The following is a 21,262-nucleotide window of genomic DNA, read 5'->3' as shown; positions in this document are numbered from 1 at the left end:
GGTCGTACCGCGGCCTTCGGCCACGGCGCCCGCGCTCCTCCCCGCCGCCCGCGCCATCAGCGCCTGCGGGCCCGAGCGCGGCGCAGCAGTACGCCGGCGCCGGCGCCGGCCAGGGCGATCACGACCACGCCCGCCGTGGTCCACCAGACGGTACGGTCGCCGCCCTCGCCCTCATCGGCCGCAGCAGTGGCGGGAGCCGGGGGCGCCGACGCGGAGGACACCGGCCCGGCGGAGGCGCCGGAGGGGGCGGGAGGGGTGGAGGCGGACGGGGCTGCAGCGCTCGGCGTGGCCCCGGAGGGCGCCGGGTCGACCACCGGAACGGCGATCTCCTTCTCGCCGTGCCCCAGCGACGGGAACCCCACGTCGACGGAGACCTTCCAGGTACCGGGCGGCAGTACCTCGGCCGTGCTCCAGCCGCTCTGGGTCCCGGCGTCGCGGACCAGCCGCCAGGGCCCCATCGTGCGGGAGCCGTCGGGGCTGGTCGAGTTCACCGTGGCGGCGACCGCCTCGTCGATGGCGTCCCCGTCGTTCTCCCAGGTGATCTCGGTGGTGACATGGCCTTCCCGCTGCCCGGTGACCACGACCTTGACGGTGTCGCCGTGGGCCTGGGCCTCGATGGGCAGGGCAACGGCCAGCGCTTGGGCGAGGAACAGGAACAGGAAGCCGAGTCCGCTGCGGACCGGGAAGGCGGGACGTGTACGCATCGTTGGGTGCTCCTGGTGCGGTGGGATGCGAGGTGCTGCGCTGCGGGAGTGAGCCGCGGTGCGGGAGATGAGGGGGCCGGTGCACGGCCGCGCGGGGCGGCCGTACACCGGCGGGACGGCAGGGCAGGTTCCGGAAGGTCAGCCGACCTTCTGGACCGTCCACACCTGGGCCGCGCGGCCGTCGGCGCGCTGGAGGTCGAGCAACCAGGCGCCGTAGTACGGGCGGCTGCTCACGGTCAGCGCGTAGCCGCCGCTCGCGTCGGTGACGGTCACGCCGCCGCCGCGGGACGCCAGCTTCCACTGCTGCGCGGAGTTGCCGCCGCAGGGCTGCTGCGCGATCCACATGCCGGCGGCCGGGGCGCCGCCCGTCTGCAGGCACTTGCCGGAGACGGCGGACTTGATGCGGACGAGCCCGCTGCCCGCGTCCTCGAAGAGCCACTGCTGCTGGGCGTAGCCGTTGGCACGGCCGCCGACGAGCACCGTGCCGTCGGCGCTGCGGCCGCCCCAGAGCTCGGCGTTCATGCCGGTGCTGCCGTTGCCGAGCGTGTAGCGGGCACCGGGGGTGGTGGTGCCGCCGCCCGCGCCCGTCGTACGGAAGGCCGTGGTCGGGCCGGCTCCGCTGTCATGGCCGGCGGTGTCGCGGACCGAGACGGCGACCTTGTACTGCGTACCGGGCTGGAGGTTGTAGATGCGCAGGGCCTGGGACTGGACCCAGGTCAGGTGCTTGCCGTTCAGCAGGACCTGGTACCACGCGGCTCCGTCCACCTTGGGCCAGCTCACCACGACGGAGTTCGCCTGGATCTGGGCCGCCGTCACCTTCGGGCCGCCCGTGGGCTTCTTGGTCGGCGTCGGGGTGGGCTTCTGCGTGGGGCTCGGCGTGGGCTTCGGGTTCGGGTCGGGGTTCGTGCCACCGCCGCCGCCGTTGGCCTTCATCAGGAACTGGTTGTTCGCGATGTTCCAGTGCGTGGCGAGGTAGCTGCCCGCCTTGGGGTTGGTGTGGAAGTAGTCGTCGTGGTTGCAGTCCAGGATGTTCTCGGCGGCCTGGTTGGTGCACACGTTGCGCATCTGCGGGTAGTACGGGGTGTCCGAGTAGCACATGACGTCCCACTCGTCAGTGCAGTGCGCGCCGCGGCTGGTGTTGGGGGCGCTGTTGTTCACCGCGCCGAGGTTGTGGCCGAGTTCGTGCGCCGCGGTGTGGCCGCCCCAGCAGCCGGAGTCCGTACGGCCGTAGGACGGGCCGAAGTTGCTCTGGTTGTCCTGGCCGGGCCGCTCGTCGCCCGCGAAGGTGCCGATGCCGCAGTAGACCTGGGTGTCCGAGAAGATCATGTACTTGCGGTCGCGGCGGTCGAGGCCCTTGGCGGCGAGCGCGTTGTTGGTCGCGCTGAACTCGGAGAGCGCGGAGGCCGGGAGCTCGATGTTGAGCACCGTCGGCGTGCAGTCCGCGGCCGTGACGAAGCGGATGTGGCGGATGCCGCCGGTCTCCTGGGCGCTCGTCGAGTAGATGAGGTCGGCGTCGGCCGCCCACTTGCGGAACGAGGCGAGGTACTCGGAGTACCGGTCGCGGTCGGAGCCGTGGACGTACACGACCTGGACGCGGTTGCCGGTGCTGCCGTCGCCGTCGCACTGGACCGTCTGGCCGGCGGGACCGGCGGCGACGGCCTGGCCGTCACCGGCAGCGGCGGGCTTGGGGGCCGCGGCCGGCGCGGCCTTGGCGGACTGGGCGTCGGCGGCGGGCGCGTCCTGAGGACGCCCGCCGCCCTCGGCCGCGGCGGCCGCGTCGCCGGACTCGGGCTTCGCCGGGTCGGCGGCCGGGGCCTTCGTCTTCACGACGGGGGCCACGTCGGCCTTGATGTTCACGTCCTTGGGCGGGGCGTCGGGGCCGTGCGTGCAGAGCCCGGCCTCCGTGCGGTAGACGCCGACGCAACGGTCGCCCTTCGGTGCGGCCTTGAGGCCGTCGAAGACCATGCCCTTGGCGGTCTCGTTGGCGGGCTCGCCCACGATGGGCGCCGGCTCCGCGTCACGGGCCGGTGCGGCGGCCGGTGTGAGGGAGTCCGCGGCCGCGTCGGCCAGTACGGGCGTCCCTGCCTGGGCGTCGTCGCCGAGCCCGGAGTAGGCGATGCCGCCCGCTATCACCGCCGCCGTGGCCATGGCGGCGGTGAGGAGTATCAACCGGCGCGGTTTGCGCCGGTGTTCGCGCTGCTTCCTGCGATGTCTAGTCATGCGCACCTCAAATCCTTGGTCGGAGGAGTGGGTGCGCGGAAGCCTGCCAGACCGGCGCGGTGGAGAATTCGGACAAACGGGAATGGGGTCCAAGATATCTGACTGTTACCTACTGGTCAGATTTGATGAACCGTCAATTCTCTTTGATTTAAGCCAAGTTACGCGCGTAGGGCGCTATTGGTCCAGGCCATTTCAGGGATCTCGTTATCAAATCGAGATATGGACTCAACCCTTATTGACGGTAATTCAGTCGGTGATTCACCTAATTACTACCTGCCGAATTCCTCCCGTCACGAGCGGTGAGGAATCCTCCCCTCCGCCCCAGCAGGATGCCCGTCAGGGTGAGCAGGAGGCCGCAGATCTGTCGGAGGGTGAGCGTTTCTCCGGCGATCGCCGTGCCCAACAGCACCCCCGTGACCGGGTTCAGCAGCCCGAGCAGGCCGACCGTCGCGGCCGGCAGCCGCCGAAGCCCCGTGAACCACGCGGCGAAGGCCACCGCCGTCGCGACGACCGCGACATAGGCGAATCCGAGCAGCTCGGAAGGGTCGAGGGCCGGCGGTGATCCCTCCACGGCGACGGCGAACGGCAGCAGCAGGAGCCCGCCGCCCAGCAACTGCCACGCCGTCGACGCGAGGACGTCGACCTCCGGGCTCCACCGCTTGGCCAGGACGTAGCCGAAGGAGGACATGGCCATCGCGGCCACGGAGGCCAGTACGCCGACCGGATCCATCGGGACGGCCCCGGTGAGCAGCGTCAGTGACACCCCCGCGACGCCGAGGCCGGCGCCGGCCAGCTGGCGCGGGCCCGGCCGCTCCGCGATCAGCGCCCAGGCGAGCAGCATCATCATCAGTGGTGCGGTCGCCATGACGGTCGAGGCCGCGCTGGTCGGCAGGCGCTGCGCGGCGACGTAGATCAGGGCGAAGAACGCGCTCATGTTGAGGAAGCCGAGCAGCAGGGACTTCCACCACCAGGATCCCCGGGGCGGCTCCCGGCGGACGGCCAGGAGCAGCAGGCCCGCGGGCAGTGCCCGGAAGGCCGCGCCGTAGAGCGCGTGGCCCGCGGGCAGGAACTCGCGGGTGACGTAGTAGTTCGTACCCCACGCGATCGGGGCGATCGCCGTGACCAGCGACCACCTGAGATTGGCTTCCATGGAAGATATAATACCTTCCATGGAAGCTATACTGGTCGGGTGAGACCGGAACCGTACGCATCGCAGGCGGGGGCACCCGCCGACCACGTCGCCCGCATCCAGGCCGAGTGGGCACGGGAGCGCCCGGACGTCGACGTCGCCCCGCAGGGGGTGATCGGGCGGCTGCACCGGCTCGGGCTGCTCCTGACCGACCGGCTCTGCCTCGTCTACCGCCGCTACGGACTGAGCGAGGGGGAGTTCGACGTGCTCGCGGCCCTGCGCCGCGCGGGAGCGCCGTACGAGCGGGCCCCCGGCGAGCTGGCGGTGCACACCATGGTCACGACGGGCGCGATGACCAAGCGCATCGACCGGCTGGAACGGGACGGCCTCGTCGCGCGCCGCCGCTCGGCCGCCGACGGCCGCGGGCGCGTGGTCGCGCTCACACCGGCGGGGCGCGAGCTGATCGACCGGGCGTTCACCGAGCACATGGAGAACGAGCGCAGCCTGCTCGAAGGGCTGACCCCGCGGCAGGCGGCCGAACTGGAGGCGCTCCTCACCGCCTGGCTGGCCCGGGTCGAGCCCCCGCCCGGGCCCTGAGGCACGAGGGGTCCGCCGGCGAGTGCGCACCCGCGGGCGCTACTGCCGGCGGCCGCCCAGCTTGACCCACTTCGCCGTGCTCGGCACGCCCTTCGCGTCGAGCAGGAACAGCATGTAGTAGCCGGGCGGGGCGTCCGCCGCGCCCGGCGGGGTCCGGAGCCCGATCACGGAGCCGCGCACGCCGGTGAGCGGCAGCTCCAGATGGCGCTGGCTGGTGTTCACCGCATGGGTGACGGTCGTCGGCGCCAGCAGCACGGCCCGCTTGACCCGGGCGGCCGTCGAGCTGCGCACCTCGAACGCGGCCCCGTAGCCCAAATCTCCGCCGGGCACCCGGTCCAGTGCGGGCCGGCCGCCGCCCCGGTGCAGGTACGCGGGCTCGTAGAGCTCGATGCTGCCGTCCATCTCATCCTTGATGTCCGGGTCGTTGGCGATCTGCTGGAGCTCGTCGCCGGTCACCATCATGCGGCCGTCCGGCAGCACCAGGGCGTTGGAGTGGTAGCCGCGGGGCAGCCGTTGGGCCGGTCCGAGCTTCCAGTGGCCCTTGGCGTCGCGCAGCTCGATCCGCCGGTAGGAGAGGTCGGCCTTCGGGTTGAACGGTCCGTGTCCGTAATTCCGCGTGTCCAGGGCGCCGTTGACCGTGAGCAGCGTGCCGTCCGGCAGGATCAGCGTGTCGTCCTGCGTGCGGCCGAAGGCCCGCGGCTCCTCGGTGGTCCACCGGCCGCCGGACAGCCGGTAGGTGTTCGGGTCGTGCGGATCACCGCCGAGCACCAGTACGGAGTCCGGGCCGCGGAACCCGGCCGGCAGCGGCACGGCCGACCCGTAGCCCCGGAAGTCGGCGGGCCGCCGCGGCAGATCGGTCCGGGTCTCCTTGACCGGGTCGAAGAGCCACTGCTGATCGGCGTCGCGGCCGAGCCCGTAGACCATGCCGTCGCGCAGCGAGAAGAGGTGCGGATAGTCGTTGCGGAAGGGGGCGTCCGCGCGCATCCGCTCCGCCGCCAGGCCGACCGGGATGTCGTACGTCCGCCAGGGCACGGGATGGCGCAGCGCGGGGAAGCGCTCCACGACCGGGGTGGGTGTGCCCGTACCCCGCTCGGACTGGCCGGACATGATGATCTGGCGCCCGTCCGCGCCCGTCACGACCGAGGGGTACCAGCGGCCGACGGCCATGTCCTGGTTGCGGAACCAGGTTTCGGTCCAGGGGTCGAACACGAAGGACAGCTTGGCGCCGCTGCCGCCCTTGCCGCCGGTGTTGCCGCCGAAGACCCCGACCATGCCGTTGGGCAGGAAGGCGTGCCCCGCGCAGAAGAACGGCGCGGGGCGGGGTGTGTACGTACCGTCCGGCATCAGGACGGTCGGGGGCTCCACCTTCTTGAACGCCCGCGGCCCGGTGCCCTTGGCCGGGTCCCAGAGGAAGGCGCGGCCGGCGTTCGTGGGGCCGATCCGGTCGGTGGGACCGGTCTCCTTGGTGGGGTCGGTCTCCACGCGCTCGAAGGAGAAGAGCAGCACCTTGCCGGTGGGCAGCAGCGCGGTGTGGACGCCGAAGTCGGGGGAGGGGAAGAACTCCGTGAAGCGGCCGAACTGTGCTGCGGAGAAGGGCGCGTTGGTGCGCTGCTGCGAGGACGTGAGGGCGGTCAGGCTCTCGGTGCGCTTCGACTGGGGGTATTCCTTGGGGCCCTTGGCCGCGCTCCGCCGTTGCGCGTGGGCGCGGGCGTGCTCCTCGCCGATGACGGCGGCTTCGTCGGGATCGGCCGCGACCGTGGACGCACGGCCGTCGGCGTGGTGGTGCCCCGGAGGGGATTCGTGCCCGGGGACCGCTGCGGCGAAGGCGGCCGGGGCGGGGGCGGTGAGGGATGCGAGGGCGGCGGCCACGGCCACGCATGCGGACAGCACGGCGGACCGCCGTGCGGGCGGACCGGTCAGACCAGGCAGGCCGGGCATGAGCTCTCCTCCGTCGGCGGGGTGCCCATCATATGAAAAAGGGGATTCTTGGTGCGAAAAGGCGCGAGTGGGGCGGGTGAAGGTGGGAGGCATGGGCCGTTCGGCCGCCCGGTCCGCCGTGCCGAATCGTTTCTCCGGTGAATGGGCCCGTCCGACCGGGTGAGGGCGCGTACCCGGTCGTGCTCGGCGGCCGCCCGCGGCGGCTATCCATGGCGACGTGATCAAGCCACCTCGCACCACCCGCAAGGCTCGCGCCGCACTGACCGCCGCAGCCGTCACCGGATGCCTCGTCGCGCTCTCCCCGTCGGCCGGGGCCACCTCCTCCGCTGCCGCCGCGCCCCCGGGCCGGGTGGCCGTCGACGTCGCCTCGGTCAACGGCTCGGGCTGCCGTCCGGGCAGTGCCGCCGTCGCCGTGGCCGCCGACAACTCGGCCTTCACCGTGACCTACAGCGAGTACATGGCCTCGGCCGGCGGGGGCGTCGCCGCCACCGAAGGCCGCAAGAACTGCCTCCTCTCCCTCCTCGTGCACGTCCCGCAGGGCTACACGTACGCGGTGTCCCACGTCGACTACCGGGGCTACGGCAAGCTGGAGCCGGGGGCGACCGGTACCCAGAAGGCCAGCTACTACTTCCAGGGCATGAGCCAGACCGCCAACCGGACCCACCAGTTCCATGGCGAGCTGAACGACAACTGGCAGGTGACGGACACCACCGGCATCGAGGCCCTCGTCTTCGCCCCCTGCGGGGAGCAGCGCAACTTCAACATCAACACCGAACTGCGCGCGGACGTCGGGACCTCCGACAAGAACAAGACGAGCTACATGACCGTCGACTCCACGGACGGCAGCATCAACAGCGTGTACCACTTCTCCTGGAAGCAGTGCCCGGTCCGCCGCTGAGCCGGCCGCCGGTCCTGTGACACCGACCCGGGCGGCGGTGGCGGCACTCCGCCTCCGCCGCTCGCGGGCGTCCCGCCGTCTACGAGACCCGGCCCGCCGTGGCCCTGTACCGGCCCGGTGTCGTCCCGAACTCCCGGCTGAAGGCGTGCGAGAAGGCGTACGGGGTGCCGTACCCGACCCGGCGCGCGATCGCGGCCAGCGGGTCCGGGGTGTCGCGGAGCAGGGTGGCGGCGTACGTCAGCCGCCACCACGTCAGGTACGCCATGGGCGGGCGGCCGACCAGTGTCGTGAAGCGGCGTGCCAGCGTGGGACGGGAGACGCCCGCCTCGGCGGCGAGGCGCTCGTTCGTCCAGGGGGCGGCCGGATCCGAATGCAGCGCCCGCAGGGCGGCGGTGGCGACCGGATCGCCCAGTACGGCCGACCAGGCTCCGCCCGCGCCCTCGGACATCCAGGAGCGGATCATGTAGACGAGCAGGAGATCGAGCAGGCTGGGCACCGCCATGCAGGCCCCCGGCCGCTGATCGGCCAGCTCGCCCCCCAGCAGGGCGATCGCGGCCCGCAGTTCGGGGTGTGATCCGACCCTGTTCGGCAGGTGCACCACCTGCGGCAGCTCCAGCATGAGCGGGTGCACGCGGCTGCGGTCGAGCCGGTACTTGCCGCACAGCATCTCCACCCCGCCACCGGCTTCCTGCCTGCGCGCGCCCGGCATCGCCTCCCCGGACAGGAGCTCGAACGGCACCGCCCGCGCCACGGCCGCCGCATCGGCGGGGGAGTCGGCGATCACGTGCCCCGTACCGTGCGGCAGCAGCACCGCGTCGCCCGGGGCCAGCGATATCGGCGGGCCGCCCCCGTCGGCCAGCAGCCAGCAGCTGCCCTCGAGTACGACGTGGAAGCCGGCGCCGTCGTACGGGGCGAAGCGCGCGCACCAACTGCCGCTCACCCTGACCCGGTTGGAGGAGGGCCGGCCGATCCGGACGGCCGCGATGGCGTCGCTCACCACATCCATGGGGTCAGCGTACCCGTAGGCACCAGGGATGAGACTGTCGCGTATTCACATGAGCGGGACGGGCATTGAGGGGCTCAACGGGCCTTCGTAGACTCGGCGTCATGAGCAGTGAGAGCAAGCAGAGCAGGCGGAGCATCGTGCTCGGCGAGGTCGAGGTCACCCGGGTCGTCGAATGGCAGGGACCGCTCGGGCCCGCGCGCGGCCTCGTACCGGAGGCCGGGGCCGAGGCGTGGAAGGACAACGAGGACTGGCTGTCACCGGACCACTGGGAGGCCGACAGCGACCGGGCGGTCCTCGCCCTCCAGACCTGGGTCCTGCGCAGCGCCGGGAAGACCGTCCTGATCGACACGGGCGTCGGCAACGGGCGCGAGCGGCCCGGTTCGCCGCTCTTCCACCAGCGGGACGGCGACTTCCTCGGGGAGCTGGAACGGGCGGCGGGAGTACGGCCGCAGGACGTGGACATCGTCGTCAACACCCACGTCCACGGCGACCACGTCGGCTGGAACACCGTGGCCGCGGACGGGGGCTGGGTGCCCGCCTTCCCCAACGCCCGGTACCTCGTCCCGGCCGCGGACGACCACCACTTCGGGCCCGGCAACGGGTACGGCGGCGGCCGCCGGGAGGACGACCGGCTGATCTACGAGGACAGCATCGCGCCGGTCCACCGCACCGGGCAGGTGGTGCTCTGGGACGGCGTCCACCGCATCGACGAGCACCTCACCCTCGAATCCGCGCCCGGGCACACCCCCGGATCCTCCGTGGTACGACTGGCCTCCGGCACCGACCGGGCCGTCTTCGTCGGCGATCTGCTGCACAGCCCCGTGCAGATCCTTGAGCCCGCCTGCAACAGCTGCTTCTGCCTGGACGCGGCGCAGGCCGCAGCCAGCCGCCGCCGCATCCTCGAACGCGCCGCCGACCGGAACGAGTTGCTCGTACCCGCCCACTTCGGCGGGGCCGGAGCGGTGGAAGTGCGCCGCCAGGGGCAGGACTTCACCCTCGGGGCCTGGGCCTCTCACCGCGAGGTCGGATGAGGGGACGCGGGGGAGTGCGGCGCGGGGGCGGTACGGGGCCGGGCCGCCGCCACCCGCAGGATCCGCAGGGCCAGCTGGACCTCCAGGGCCCCGGCCGGGGTGTTCCATTCCTCGCCCAGGACCTGCCGGACCCGGTCGAGGCGCTGCACCACCGTGTTGACGTGCACGTGGAGCGCGTCCTTGGTGCGGGCCAGGCTGGACCCGTGCGCGAAGTACGCCTCCAGGGTGCGCACCAGTTCCGTTCCGCGCTGCGTGTCGTACGCGATGACCGGCCCCAGCACCCGGTCCACGTACGCGCCCACGTCCGCCCCGTCACCGAGCAGCACTCCGAGGAACCCGAGGTCGGCCAGGCCGGCCCCGTCACCGGTGTGACCGAGGGCGTGCAGGGCCTCCAGGCAGCGCAACGCCTCGGCGTACACGCCCGGCAGGCCCTCCGGTCCGGCGGCGGGCCCGGCGGAGCCCGCCGTGACCGGGGTGCCCAGGGCCTGGCCGAGCTCGGCGGCCAGCGACCGGGCGAGCGGGCCCGGGCTGTCGGTCGGGGCGAGGAGGACGACGCGGCCCTCGTGCAGCCCGGCCAGGCCGCTCCGGGCGCGCGCGTGGCGGCCGGCCTCCGCCGCCAGCCGGGACCGCAGCGCTGCGTCGCAGTGGAGCACCACCAGGGCGTGCGGCCGGGCGAGGTCGACCCCGAGCTTGCGGGCCCGGATCGTCCGGCTGCCGGTGTCGCGGACCCGGCCGGGGGCGGCCGGCGCCAGCAGGTCGCCGAGCAGCTCGCCGCGGACCCGGTCCTCGGCGTGCGCGATGGACCGGCGCAGCAGGAGCAGCAGCGCCGTCACCAGGCCGGCCCGCTCGAACAGACGCCGCTCGGTGTCGGGCAGGTCGTCGCCGCGCCCGCCGAGGGTGATGCTGCCCAGGAGCTCAGGCCCGGCCAGCACCGCGCAGACCCAGACCCCGTCCACGGCGACCGCCCGGCCGCCGGAGCGCGAGGCGGCCAGCGCGTGGGCGGGCGGGCCCGCCGACATGCCGGCCGGATCCGTGCCGACCCGTGCGAGCTCGGCGCCGTCGGCGTCGCGTACGACCAGACCGCCGCCCAGCAGGACGGCGACCTCCCGGGCGACGTCGGCCACGTCGCCGCCGCGCAGCACGAGCCGGGTGAGCCGGTCGTGGGTCTCGGCGGCGAGCCGCATCGCCTCGCTCTGGGCGCGGGCGGTCTCGGTGGCGACCCCGAGTTCCACGAGGGCGGTACGGGTCTCTTCGAGCAGCCGGGCGCTGTCGATGGCCACGGCGGCGTGGTCGGCGAGGGAGGACAGCAGCGCCACCGCGTCGGGCGCGAAGTCGCGGACCGCCCGGTCGGCCGCGTACAGCACCCCGATCACGCGGGTCCCGACGCGCAGCGGGACCCCGAGGATGCCGCGCAGGCCCTCCTCGCGGACCCCGTTGTCGATGGCGTCCGTATGCCGGAAGCGGTCGTCGGTGCGGTAGTCGGCGCTGGCGTACGGGCGGGCGGTCTGGGCGACGAGACCGCCGAGCCCTTCGCCCATGCCCAGCCGCAGCTGCTGGAAGGCGGCCGACACCGAGCCGTCGGTGACGCGCATGAACGTGTCCCCGATGACCGGATCGTTGAGGGTCAGGTACGCGACGTCCGTTCCCAGCAGCATCCGGGCCCGGTGGACGATGGCCCGCAGCACGGCGTCGAGGTCGCGCAGGGCGGCGAGGTCGCCGGCGGTGTCGAAAAGGGCCGTGAGTTCGGCCTCGCGCCGCCGGTGCTGCTCGAGCGTGCGCCGGATGTCCAGCGCCACCCGGGTGGCCTCCTCCACGAGGGCCTGCTCGGCGGGACCCGCCCCGGAGGTGCGGGCGTTGGCGGCGGGCCGGGTGAACTGCTCGACCGGCGCGCCGCGGCGCAGCAGTTCGAGCAGTTCGAGCAGGGGGGATTCCCTCGGGGAGGTCATGGCGGCATTCTCCCGTGGTCGCGACGCCCGGATCAGGCGGGGTGGTCGAGGGCGGCCGGGAGGGGAGCCGCCCGCCCGCCCGCGGCGGCCGCCGCGGGCCCGGTGGCGGCCTTGGTCAGGTCGCGGCCCCGGGTCTCCCGGGCGAAGGCGACGGTGAGGGTGGTCACCACGGCGGCCGCGCAGAGATAGAGGGAGACGGGTACGGAGGAGCCGTAGTCCTTGAGGAGCTCTACGGCGATGAGCGGGGCCAGCGCGCCGGCGACGATCGAGGCGAGCTGGGAGCCCATCGAGGCGCCGGAGTAGCGGACGTCGGTGTCGAACATCTCGGAGACGAAGGCGGCTTGGGGGCCGTACATCGCGCCGTGCAGGAGGAGTCCGGCGGTGACGGCGACGGTGATGACGGCGAAGGACTTCGAGTCGACCAGTGCGAAGAACGCGAACGCCCACAGGGCCATGCCGACCGAGCCGATCAGCGTCACCGGCCGCCGTCCGATCCGGTCCGAGAGCGCGCCCCAGGCCGGGATGGTGACGAAGTGCACGGCCGAGCCGATGAGGACGGCGTTCAGCGCGGTGCTCTTGGCCAGCCCCAAGTGCACGGTGACGTACACGAGGAGGAAGGAGGTCAGCACGTAGTAGGAGATGTTCTCGCCGAACCGGGTGCCGATGGCGGTCAGCACCTGGCGCCAGCCGCGGCGGAACACCTGGACGACGGGAGCCCCGTCCTCGCGCCCCTGCCGGGCCGCCCGGGCGGCGAGGAACACGGGCGACTCGGAGACGGACAGGCGGATCCACAGTCCGACGATCACCAGAACCCCGGAGAGCAGGAAGGGAACGCGCCAGCCCCAGGCGAGGAACGCCGCGTCGGACTGGACGCCGGCGAGCAGGGCGAGCACCCCGGTCGCCAGCAGGTTCCCGCCGGGCGCACCGGACTGCGGCCAGGAGGCCCAGAACCCCCGGTGTTCGGCCCCGCCGTGCTCGGAGACGATGAGCACCGCCCCGCCCCACTCCCCGCCGAGGGCGAATCCCTGCACCAGCCGCAGGACGGTGAGCAGCACGGGAGCCCCGACGCCGATGCTGGCGTACGTGGGCAGCAGCCCCATCGCGAAGGTCGCCCCGCCCATCATGAGCAGGCTGAGGACCAGCAGCTTCTTGCGCCCGACCTTGTCCCCGAAGTGCCCGAACACCACCCCGCCGAGCGGCCGGGCCAGGAACCCGATGGCGTAGGTGATGAAAGCGATCAGCGTCCCGGTCAGCGGATCGCCGGTCGGGAAGAACAGCTTGTTGAACACCAGCGCGGCGGCGGTGCCGTAGAGAAAGAAGTCGTACCACTCGATGGTGGTCCCGATGAGGCTCGCGGCGACGATTCTCTTGATGGATCCGGTGGTCGGAGGAGCGGTCCGGGGGGAGGCCATGAACACCACTTCCAGGGGTCTGCGGGGACGATCGGTGTCGCCACAACGTAGAAGTCCCCAGGTCAGCGGTATATGTGCCGGGCCATCACAATGAGGCGCCGTTCTATGTGTCCCACGCCCACACCACCGACGGAGCCGCCTCCCGCGACCCCGGACACGATGGCGACAGCCCCTGCCGGAATTGCAGAGTCGCCCGGCCCGCTTCATGCCACCGCATGCCGTCATCGACGGACCGGCGCGGCCGTCGTGTCCGATCGGAGAGTGCGCCCCGAGGTCTCACCGCTGCCCAGCCCACATGGCTGGTGCGTCCGACGTGCGCGGTCTTCTCCCCCGTGGTGGTCCTGCGTTCCAAGTGCGTGGAGTCCGGCGGCCACGCCGTGGAGCTGGGCGGGTGGAGTCCAGCCGTGCAGCGCACGGAGGGCGGCCCGGCGGTGGGCTGGCTCTTCGAAGGCGAAGTCGAGGAGCTTGTCGCAGGGCTGACTGGTGTCCGCGCCGGCCACGACGGCGCCGTGCGTGCGCAGTCTGGCGGGTGAGCCGGTCGGCTTCCGATGGACACCGTCACTCGCTCGTGCTCGTCCACGGGGAGCGGTGATGCCGTGCGCGACACGCGGCCTCGCGACATCCTTGAAGGAGCTGACCGGATCCACCAAGGCGGGCTCGTTCGTCATCAGGTTTCGGAGCGTGTGATGGACGGCCCCTCCTTGGCTTTCGGTGAGGAGGATTCATGGCATTCGGTAGGGCACATGGTCCTGAGCTCGGCACCGTGGTGGCGGGAGTGGATGGATCCCGGCCTGCGGAGCGGGCTGTGTTCTGGGCCGCGGCGGAGGCTGTGCGGCGGGACGGCACCTTGCACCTCGTGCACGGCGCGGACACCGACAGCCGGATGTCGTATGCATCTGTGTACGCGATCGAGCGGATACGCCGGGCGGGCCGGGAGCTGCTTGAGGAGGCCGCCGCCAAGGTCGCCGCACGCCATCCGGGGCTGCACGTGTCGACCGAACTCAGTCCCCACGAGCCGGTCGCCGGCCTGCACGCCGCGGCTGCGGACTCCGACACCATCGTGGTCGGTAGCCGCGGCCTCGGCGGATTCGAGTCACTGATGCTGGGTTCGGTCGGCCTGAAGGTCGCCGCGGGCGCGAAGGCGCCCGTGGTCGTGGTCCGGGGGGACGAGGACACCGCCGGAGCAGGGGTGGTGCTGGCCGCCATCCGTGACGAGCACGACGTGGAGTGCGCGAGGCACGCGGCGAGTGAGGCGGAGCTGCGCCGGTCGTCACTGCGGTTGCTGCACGTCTGGAATGTTCTGGAGTCCGTCGGGGAGAGCGTGACCGTGCTCGACGATGCGGACGAGGGAGTGCAGGTGCATGTACGAAGGGTGACGTCAGTGGCCCACCGGATCCGTGACGAGTTTCCGGCCCTGCGCGTGCACGTCGACACCGAGAGGAGTTCGTCCGTCGCAGGGGCGCTGGTGGAGGCGTCACGCCACGCGGACATGGTGGTGATGGGCGGACGACGCACCCCCGGATACTTCGGGCCCACCCTGGGCCGGGCGACGCACAGCCTCCTGCACCACTCGCACTGCCCCGTCGAACTCATTCCGCGCCATGGCAGGCATGACGACGAGGACCAAGGGTGGTGACCACCCCGAAGGCCGCAGAACAGGACAGCCCCGTTCGCCGTGGCCGCACCCCGCCCGCACCCGCACCGGCCGCGGTCGGAAACCGTGGCCAGGCACTCTGCGCCGGGGGCAGATGAGGCGGGCCGGGACGTCCGGCTTCGGCAGGGCGCGCGGCCATCACGTCTCTCGGTGTTCGTCGGACCCGTGGGGAACGACGCCGAGGTGGGGGAGATGGCGGACGAACCAGTCCAGCGCGGCGTCGGCCACGGCGTCCAGCGCGCCGGATTCCTCGAAGAGGTGGCTCGCACCGGGAACCACCCCGATCTGGTGTTCGCAGCGCAGGTGCGCCGCGGCCTCGCGGTTGAGGTCCAGTACCTGATCGTCGGCTCCGCCGACGATCAGCAGGGTCGGAGCACGCACGGCCGCGAGCCGGGAGACCGCCAGGTCGGGGCGTCCACCCCGCGAGACGATCGCGGCGATGTCCGATCGCGGTTCGGCGGCGGCCATGAGCGCGGCCGCGGCGCCGGTGCTGGCGCCGAAGTAGCAGATGCGCAGGGCAAGCCGCGCCCGGATCCACCCCGTGGCCTGAGTCAAGCGGAGGGCGAGGAGCGGTACGTCGAAGACCTTCGCCCGGTCACGTGCCTCGGCCGGGGTGAGGAGATCGAAGAGCAGCGTCGCCAGCCCCGCACGGTTCAGTACCTCGGCCACGTGGCGGTTTCGGGGACTGAGGCGACTGCTGCCGCTGCCGTGCGCGAAGACGACGACGCCCTCGGCGTCCTCGGGCACGGTCAACAGCCCGGGCAGCGCCGTGCCTCCCGCGTCCACCACCACTTCACCGGTCTGCGGCGGGACCCGACCTGAAGCCGGTGCCGGTGCCGGCGGGCGTGCCCGCGCCGCCTCGGCCAACAGCGCGGCGACCTCCTCGTCCCCCACCTGCGAGAAGTCCTCGTACCACTGGCCGACCGCGGAGAAATGACGGGGAACCGACAGGCACACCACCTCGTCCGCCTCGCGCCGAAGCTGTTCCAGTGCCCGGGGAGCCGCCACGGGAACGGCGAGGATCACCTGCTCGGCCCCGCGCTCCCGCGCGACCTCGCACGCCACGGACGCGGTCGATCCGGTGGCGATGCCGTCGTCCACGACGACCACCGTCCGTCCGGTGAGCGCGATCTGCTCCCGGCCTTGCCGGTAGCGCGTCAGACGCCGCTGAAGCTCTTCCCGTTCGGCTCCCTCCACTCTTGCGCAGTCCCGTTCCCCGAGGCCGGCGGCACGGACCGTCGCCCCGCTGATCAGCCGTACGCCGCCCTCGCCGATGGCACCGAACGCCACTTCGGGTTGGAAGGGCACCCCGAGTTTGCGGACCACGATCACGTCCAGCGGAGCGCCCAGGACCCGTGCGATCTCCGAGGCCACGGGTACTCCGCCGCGGGGGAGCCCGAGGATCACCGGCTCGACCAGCCCGAGCCGGACCAGCTCACCGGCCAGTTGTCTGCCGGCGGCCGTTCGATTGGAGAAGAACATGCTGCGCCTCCTGTCACGGCCCTGATCCGTCGGTAAGCGTCCGCAGAGACACCGGCCGGAGGAACGGGTCGGAACCAGACGGCTTCGGTGGCATGCCGGGCCGCGGTGGTGCGGGGTTCGAGCTCGGGAGCCTCGACAACCTGCGCATCACGCGTTGAGGGCACGCAAGAGAACCCCTGACTTCAGGGTCGTACCGGTGCACGAAGTCCGCATCCGGATGGTGCTCGCGTCGAGCGGTCGGCGGGCACCCTGCAGGGCGGATCAAGCTTGGTCGGGCATGCTCACGGAGCTGCTGGACTGCCCTGCGCGGGCGCGCGGAGACGGAGTGTTCATGGAAGACAATGTCGTCAAGCACCAGTGGTAGGTCGAGCCGGTGCGCCGTGGTGCTGTGGGACGACTGCGACGGGGCAGAGGGCATGATGCAGGGCCCGGTGGGCGACCCTCCCCAGTTCCATGCCGATCGGGCCGCCCGGCCGCCGTGCGCCGACGATCAAGAGGTCTGCTGCGGCAGACCGCTCCGTGAGCACCTTGCGTGCGGTGCCTTCGAGCGTGGTGCGGCGGAGCCGTACCTGTGGATGTTCCCGGGCCGCGGTTTCCACGGCTCTGTCGAGGAGCGTTTTCGCCGGCCCCTCGTGGTCGCGGGGGGCGTCGCCGGGCATGACCATGTGGTCGACCGGTTCGTGTGGTGAGCGTCGCCAGGTGCAGACGACGTCGAGTTCCGCGTCCCGTGCGGCGGCCTCGCGAAAGGCGAACCGTACGGCTGGAGAGTCCACGTCGTAGGGGCCTATGCCGAGCAGTATGCGCCCGCGGCGCGCTTCCAGGGCGTGCTGGTCCCCGCGCACGACGATGACTGGGCCGGAGGACCTGGCGGCCACGACGAGGGCCACGGATCCGAGCAGAAGGTCGGCGAGTTCCCCACGTCCGCGCGAGCCGACGACGACGGCGTCTGCCGTGCGTCCCTCGCGCAGCAGGGCGCTCGCCGCGTCCTCGGCCGTGATGTCCGTCGTGACCTGCAGGCCGGGTGTGCGTCGCCGGACGCGCTCGGCGCCGACCGCCACGATGTTCTCGGCGAGGACCTGTTCGGAGGGACGGTCCGGGCTCCAGGCCGGTACGGCTCCCTCGTACCGCTCCCAGAACGAGGCGTACACGATGCGCAGGGGGAGCGCGAGTCGTACCGCCTCGTCCGCGGCCCAGTCCGTCGCGGTGAGACTGGAGTCGGAACCGTCGACGCCTACGACAAGGGGAGCCAGGGTCTTCATCATCCCCACCGCCTCTCGAGACTCAGATCGACTCACTGGCACGTTCGTATGGGAGGCCACGCCCGCGTAGAACCCCTGAGCAGGACCCGGCGGCCGTCTCGCAGACCACGTCGCGGTTGACGACGGCAGGTGAAGTACCTGTTCTCCCATTCTCGCCCTGCAGTGGCGAGGTGCCGCCCGGGCAGGTCCCCTCAGGCATTCGGCCGTCTTCGCAGAGTGACTGCCCCATGACGCGAGGCGATGGTGAGGGCGAGCCAGCTCACCCACCCGATCGGCTGCAGCACCCAATAGCTCGCGATCCGGTACAGGAGTGTGAGCGCGATGGCCTGATCCGCGGGAAGCCCGTACAGGACCAGGAGCGCGGCGAGGCTGGTTTCGATGACTCCGAGGCTGCCGGGTGTGAGTCGCAGGGCCCCCGTCATCTGGGTGAGGGTGTAGGCGGTCAGTGTCCCCGGCCAGGGCAGCGCGATCCCCAGACCCCATGCGCAGGCGATGAGGCAGGCCACGTCCAGAATCCAGTTCGAGACGGCCAGGGCGAACGGCACCAGCCATGGGCGCACGCCGGGCCTGCTTGCTCGAACGTGTCGGACGAGGCGGGACAGCCCTTCCTCGATGTCCCACACGCGCGGGGTGCGGACTCCGATCCTTCGCCACAGGCGCCATGCGCGGCGCCGCGAGGAAGGAAACCGTGACAGGGCCACCACCGCGGTGGCGGCGAGCACGAGGGCCACCGTCAGCCAGAGCACGGCGGAGCGCAGACCGGCGGCGGGCCCCGATCCGCTGCCGGCGAGGACACCCACCACCAGCAGGAGGAACAGGGCGAGAGCGGACAGCAGGCCGGAGACCGCGAGGACGGACCCTGCGAGCACCAGCGATACGTGTCGGCGCCGCAACTGCCCGAACAGCCATGCTGCGGCGAATGCCGCACCACCGGGGAGTGCTCCGGCCACGGCGTTGGCTGCGGCGGCCATGGCACCCATCAGGGCGAATCCCAGTCGGGCGCCACCCAGCTTCAGCAGCCGCCATTGCATCGCCGCCATACACGTCAGGGACAGCACTTCAAGCAGGGTGCCCAGTACCAGCCACGCCGGCGGCACCGCCCCCATCAGGCGGAGGGCCGAGGCGATGTCGTGGCGCCGGTTCACAGCGGCGACCGCGACAGCCGTCACGACTACGGCCGACAGCAGCCACCACAACGGGTGACGGGCCGACGCGGGCAGCGGCCGGGGGACCGGTTGCCCGGTACCGTCCGATCCGCCAGGTCCATGCGCCATACAGGCCACGTTACGGACGGCTCGCCGTCGGCGCGGCATGCCGTCCGCCGCGCACCGGCCCGGCTGTGCGGATCAGGGCGATCGCGGTGATGATCTCCGGCGGCGGGCGCAGCGCCGTAAGGGCAGTGCTCCCTCCGGGCGGGACCGGTTCCGCTCCGGGCAGTCGTTGAATCCCCGACCACTAGGCTAAGGGCTGTCCCGTAATCCGCGGTGGGTCAGCGCGCGGCGTCAGATGCGGTGCATCGCAAGGCGGAGGGTCGTCCTCATACTGGGCGTATTCGGGCGATCCCGACAACGCAGCGAGGTGCCGTAGCTGGCGCCGCGCGCCCGCCGGGGATTACGGGACAGCCCTTAGGCCGTCGGCGGTCCTCGCATTCCGCCCCCGGCCCGTTTCCCCACTGCCGCAGCCGCCGGCCTGCCCCTCGCTCTCGCCGCACGCGCACGGGGTCCTGGTCCCAGGCGGATACCGGCGGACAGGCCGCTTCGCCCCCTCCGACACGGCAAGCCGCCGAGTCGAACATTGAGGCCAAGAGCGTGCCAGAGCTGCACCTCCTGGAGCTGCACCGGCGTCGAGGGCTTCGGCAGCTGACCCGCACAGGCCGAACGGTGCGACGTGAAGCGGTCAGCCGGTTGGCCGGCTCGCCTCGGCGCCGAAGTGCCATGTGTAGGGGCGGAACAGCCAGGACCAGCCGACCAGCTCACCGGGCCGAGGTCATCGATCACGCTCCGAATGCGGCGCGCAAGGGCCGTGGTCACCGGCCGCTGGCCGAGTGGCCCTGGTGGGGGTGGCGTGACGCGTGGCGTGCCGGTGTCCGCCAGGCTGTTCTCTGCCATGCTTGCGCGGTTGTGAAAGCTGTCGCGGCAGCGGTTCTCGGCATGCCGCGGCCGACACGGCCGACGGTTCGGCCGGCCGCAGGAGCAGGAGCTCGACATGAGTGAAAGAGCGCTGGAGCAGACGGAGCGGGCCGTCCGCCGTGCGGCGCACGTGCTTCGGCTGGCTCACGCCGCCGTGGGCCAGGCGACGGGCTTGCTGGCTACGCCCGAGGCCGGGCTGGAGCAGCGGATGATCACCCTGAGCGGAGCGCTGGGCGAGCTCCGGCAGGAGACGGACGAGCTGGTCGCGGCAGACGCTTCCATCGGAACGATCGGGGAGGTTGACCTCCGGTCCCTGGTGACGGACATGTACGTCGGCCAGGACGCGGGACGCATCGATCTGCTGGTCCGTCAGGTCGGTGACATCGCGTGGGCGCGCCGGTCGAGGCAGCCTCTTCCCGACGAAGTGCGTTTCCGCGTACGCGAGATGGGCGACGACTGCCGTGCACTGGTCGGACGGGCGGCCGATGTCGTCGAGTTGTCCCCGCCTCATGCGGTCATGGACAGGCAGGTGCAGGACATCGACCGTCGCCAGCAGGAGCTCTGTCGCGTCCTGCTGTCCGGCACGGACTCGCTCACCACCCGTGACGCCGTCGACGCGGCGGTCCTCGGCCGCTGCTACCAGGAGTGCGCCCGGAGAGCCGTTGCCGTGGCCCGTCACATCGCCCTGCTCCAGGAAACCGCACCAAGGCGGTGAGCGGGCCGTTCGGCGTGTCAGGGCAGGCCGGCCACAGCGGTCTGCTCCACGATCAATTGCCATACGCCCTTGTGCAGGACCATGTTGCCGTGGGTGACCAGCATCGCCGCCTGGACGGGGTCGGCCGGGTCGATCAGCAGTGCACCGTCACGCACCAGGTGCCCGAGTAGTGCCGTGACGTTGCGTGCGTACGTCGCGGAAGCCGCTTGGGGGATGCGCTCCGGGAGGCGGCCGGCGCCGATCAGGGTGACGCCGGGACCCACGGTCATCGTGGACTCGGGCAGGACGCCCTCGACGTTTCCGCCGTCCGGGCCGGCGGCGGTATCGATGATCACGGAGCCTGGCCGCATGCCCGCCATGGCCCGTGCCGTCACCAGCACCCGTGGTCTCAGGCCCCGGCGTGGGCGGACCGTGGTGATGACGATGTCGGCACCTGCCACCAGGCCGGAAAACCTCGGACCGTACGGCGGAGCGGAATCGTCGACGGCTACGGTCGCCCCCAGGCGGCGGAGAGTGTCCGCAGCCTGCCGCGCGGCAGCGCCGGAGCCGAGGACCACAGCCCGTACCTCGCGGGGAGCGGCGGGAACAACCGTGCCCGACAGGGGATGCCCGAACCGGTCGGCTGCCAGCAGGGCCGCCTTGTAGCCGGCGAGCCGGTCCTGGGAGGCGACGGCGTCCATCGGCCGGGCCAGTACCGACGTGTCGGGAGCCAGGTCCAGCCCGATGGCGGTCACGCCCTCGTCCGCCCACCGCCGCACGTCGAACGGAACGCGCAGGGGATCCAGGAGCGCGATGAGAACCTGGCCGTGGCGAAACCGGCGTCCCGCCGGGAAGGCGGGCGGTCGTACGCCCACGAGGATGTCCGCGCGGTGGAGCAGTTCGTCGCGCGTCGCGACCCGCGCACCTGACTGCCGGTAAAGGAGGTCGGGCAGCCAGGAGGCTGCTCCGGCCCCCGATTCCACCAGCACTTCCAGCCCGAGCGCCTGCACCGCGCCCACGGCGTCCGGCACGAGGGCAACGCGTCGCTCCCCGGGCGCGTTCTCCCCGCACACGCCGACGATCATGGGAGCCATCACTGCTGCACCACCCTCCGAACGCGTTCCCCGTTCAGTATGGATCTCCCTCAGGGCGAGTCGCTTGGT

17 protein-coding genes are annotated in these 21,262 nt (G+C 72.1%); 6 read left to right on the top strand and 11 right to left on the bottom strand.

Features of this window, described 5'->3' with window-relative positions:
* Positions 1–56: 56 nt before the first annotated feature.
* The 3 genes from K7B10_RS04900 to K7B10_RS04885 all read right to left on the bottom strand — a co-directional run bounded on the left by K7B10_RS04900 (position 57) and on the right by K7B10_RS04885 (position 4,074).
* Positions 57–704, bottom strand: a complete 648-nt coding sequence (locus tag K7B10_RS04900; protein WP_229334704.1) for a hypothetical protein — start codon at positions 702–704, stop codon at positions 57–59.
* A 138-nt stretch (positions 705–842) separates the two neighbouring features.
* Complete coding sequence (locus tag K7B10_RS40700; protein ID WP_267501331.1) at positions 843–2,924, bottom strand: RICIN domain-containing protein; 2,082 nt, start codon at positions 2,922–2,924, stop codon at positions 843–845.
* 262 nt (positions 2,925–3,186) lie between these two features.
* Positions 3,187–4,074 carry a DMT family transporter gene (locus K7B10_RS04885; protein ID WP_229334703.1) on the bottom strand — a complete coding sequence of 296 codons (888 nt, stop codon included), beginning with the start codon at positions 4,072–4,074 and terminating at the stop codon, positions 3,187–3,189.
* 39 nt (positions 4,075–4,113) lie between these two features.
* Between K7B10_RS04885 and K7B10_RS04880 the strand changes: the two genes are divergently transcribed.
* The gene (locus tag K7B10_RS04880) at positions 4,114–4,650 is read left to right on the top strand and encodes a MarR family winged helix-turn-helix transcriptional regulator (RefSeq protein ID WP_229334702.1); all 537 of its coding nucleotides are present in this window, start codon (positions 4,114–4,116) and stop codon (positions 4,648–4,650) included.
* A 39-nt stretch (positions 4,651–4,689) separates the two neighbouring features.
* Here the strand turns inward: K7B10_RS04880 and K7B10_RS40695 are convergent, their stop codons facing one another.
* Positions 4,690–6,588, bottom strand: a complete 1,899-nt coding sequence (locus K7B10_RS40695; protein WP_267501330.1) for a galactose oxidase early set domain-containing protein — start codon at positions 6,586–6,588, stop codon at positions 4,690–4,692.
* A gap of 217 nt (positions 6,589–6,805) precedes the next feature.
* On the opposite strand from K7B10_RS40695, the gene K7B10_RS04870 reads away from it, so the two are divergent.
* On the top strand, positions 6,806–7,486 hold the full coding sequence (locus tag K7B10_RS04870; protein ID WP_229334701.1) for a DUF4360 domain-containing protein: 681 nt from the start codon (positions 6,806–6,808) through the stop codon (positions 7,484–7,486).
* A 79-nt stretch (positions 7,487–7,565) separates the two neighbouring features.
* Here K7B10_RS04870 and K7B10_RS04865 read toward each other — a convergent pair whose 3' ends face one another.
* Positions 7,566–8,492 carry an AraC family transcriptional regulator gene (locus K7B10_RS04865; protein WP_229334700.1) on the bottom strand — a complete coding sequence of 309 codons (927 nt, stop codon included), beginning with the start codon at positions 8,490–8,492 and terminating at the stop codon, positions 7,566–7,568.
* A gap of 101 nt (positions 8,493–8,593) precedes the next feature.
* On the opposite strand from K7B10_RS04865, the gene K7B10_RS04860 reads away from it, so the two are divergent.
* A complete protein-coding gene (locus tag K7B10_RS04860) occupies positions 8,594–9,523 on the top strand; it encodes an MBL fold metallo-hydrolase (protein WP_229334699.1) in 930 nt (309 codons plus the stop codon).
* Here the strand turns inward: K7B10_RS04860 and K7B10_RS04855 are convergent.
* Together K7B10_RS04855 and K7B10_RS04850 are read right to left on the bottom strand one after the other, a co-directional pair.
* Complete coding sequence (locus K7B10_RS04855) at positions 9,505–11,469, bottom strand: helix-turn-helix domain-containing protein (protein WP_229334698.1); 1,965 nt, start codon at positions 11,467–11,469, stop codon at positions 9,505–9,507. The genes K7B10_RS04860 and K7B10_RS04855 overlap by 19 nt on opposite strands.
* A 32-nt stretch (positions 11,470–11,501) precedes the next feature.
* Entirely contained in the window at positions 11,502–12,881 is a 1,380-nt protein-coding gene (locus tag K7B10_RS04850; protein ID WP_229334697.1) for an MFS transporter, read from the bottom strand.
* Positions 12,882–13,183: 302 nt separating this feature from the next.
* Here K7B10_RS04850 and K7B10_RS04845 point away from each other — a divergent pair, with 302 nt between their 5' ends.
* Complete coding sequence (locus K7B10_RS04845) at positions 13,184–13,414, top strand: hypothetical protein (protein ID WP_229334696.1); 231 nt, start codon at positions 13,184–13,186, stop codon at positions 13,412–13,414.
* 191 nt (positions 13,415–13,605) lie between these two features.
* Entirely contained in the window at positions 13,606–14,517 is a 912-nt protein-coding gene (locus K7B10_RS04840; protein ID WP_229334695.1) for a universal stress protein, read from the top strand.
* A 156-nt stretch (positions 14,518–14,673) separates the two neighbouring features.
* Here K7B10_RS04840 and K7B10_RS04835 read toward each other — a convergent pair whose 3' ends face one another.
* The 3 genes from K7B10_RS04835 to K7B10_RS04825 all read right to left on the bottom strand — a co-directional run bounded on the left by K7B10_RS04835 (position 14,674) and on the right by K7B10_RS04825 (position 18,445).
* Positions 14,674–16,017 (bottom strand): phosphoribosyltransferase family protein, encoded by a 1,344-nt coding sequence (locus tag K7B10_RS04835; RefSeq protein ID WP_229334694.1) that lies wholly within the window; start codon positions 16,015–16,017, stop codon positions 14,674–14,676.
* A gap of 347 nt (positions 16,018–16,364) precedes the next feature.
* Positions 16,365–17,279, bottom strand: coding sequence for a universal stress protein (locus tag K7B10_RS04830; RefSeq protein ID WP_229334693.1), 915 nt, complete (start codon positions 17,277–17,279; stop codon positions 16,365–16,367).
* Positions 17,280–17,467: 188 nt separating this feature from the next.
* A complete protein-coding gene (locus K7B10_RS04825) occupies positions 17,468–18,445 on the bottom strand; it encodes a lysylphosphatidylglycerol synthase transmembrane domain-containing protein (protein WP_229334692.1) in 978 nt (325 codons plus the stop codon).
* Between the two features lie 1,036 nt (positions 18,446–19,481).
* Between K7B10_RS04825 and K7B10_RS04820 the strand changes: the two genes are divergently transcribed.
* Positions 19,482–20,120, top strand: a complete 639-nt coding sequence (locus tag K7B10_RS04820; protein ID WP_229334691.1) for a hypothetical protein — start codon at positions 19,482–19,484, stop codon at positions 20,118–20,120.
* A gap of 17 nt (positions 20,121–20,137) precedes the next feature.
* On the opposite strand, the gene K7B10_RS04815 is transcribed toward K7B10_RS04820, so the two are convergent.
* Positions 20,138–21,193: a Rossmann-fold NAD(P)-binding domain-containing protein gene (locus K7B10_RS04815; protein ID WP_229334690.1), complete on the bottom strand. Its 1,056-nt coding sequence runs from the start codon at positions 21,191–21,193 to the stop codon at positions 20,138–20,140.
* Positions 21,194–21,262 lie beyond the last annotated feature (69 nt).

The sequence above is a fragment of the Streptomyces flavotricini genome (assembly GCF_020639365.1).
GTDB lineage: Bacteria > Actinomycetota > Actinomycetes > Streptomycetales > Streptomycetaceae > Streptomyces > Streptomyces flavotricini.
Note: the sequence above shows the minus strand (reverse complement) of the source record. Positions and strands in the feature narration are given on the sequence as shown.

Bases quoted from the DNA above. Each gene is read 5' to 3' on its own strand.
- K7B10_RS04815 (WP_229334690.1), bottom strand. From the start codon at position 21,193: ATGGCTCCCATGATCGTCGGCGTGTGCGGGGAGAACGCGCCCGGGGAG.
- K7B10_RS04900 (WP_229334704.1), bottom strand. From the start codon at position 704: ATGCGTACACGTCCCGCCTTCCCGGTCCGCAGCGGACTCGGCTTCCTG.
- K7B10_RS40700 (WP_267501331.1), bottom strand. From the start codon at position 2,924: ATGACTAGACATCGCAGGAAGCAGCGCGAACACCGGCGCAAACCGCGC.
- K7B10_RS04855 (WP_229334698.1), bottom strand. From the start codon at position 11,469: ATGACCTCCCCGAGGGAATCCCCCCTGCTCGAACTGCTCGAACTGCTG.
- K7B10_RS04850 (WP_229334697.1), bottom strand. From the start codon at position 12,881: ATGGCCTCCCCCCGGACCGCTCCTCCGACCACCGGATCCATCAAGAGA.
- K7B10_RS04885 (WP_229334703.1), bottom strand. From the start codon at position 4,074: ATGGAAGCCAATCTCAGGTGGTCGCTGGTCACGGCGATCGCCCCGATC.
- K7B10_RS04865 (WP_229334700.1), bottom strand. From the start codon at position 8,492: ATGGATGTGGTGAGCGACGCCATCGCGGCCGTCCGGATCGGCCGGCCC.
- K7B10_RS04830 (WP_229334693.1), bottom strand. From the start codon at position 17,279: ATGATGAAGACCCTGGCTCCCCTTGTCGTAGGCGTCGACGGTTCCGAC.
- K7B10_RS04835 (WP_229334694.1), bottom strand. From the start codon at position 16,017: ATGTTCTTCTCCAATCGAACGGCCGCCGGCAGACAACTGGCCGGTGAG.
- K7B10_RS04840 (WP_229334695.1), top strand. From the start codon at position 13,606: ATGGCATTCGGTAGGGCACATGGTCCTGAGCTCGGCACCGTGGTGGCG.
- K7B10_RS40695 (WP_267501330.1), bottom strand. From the start codon at position 6,588: ATGCCCGGCCTGCCTGGTCTGACCGGTCCGCCCGCACGGCGGTCCGCC.
- K7B10_RS04860 (WP_229334699.1), top strand. From the start codon at position 8,594: ATGAGCAGTGAGAGCAAGCAGAGCAGGCGGAGCATCGTGCTCGGCGAG.
- K7B10_RS04820 (WP_229334691.1), top strand. From the start codon at position 19,482: ATGAGTGAAAGAGCGCTGGAGCAGACGGAGCGGGCCGTCCGCCGTGCG.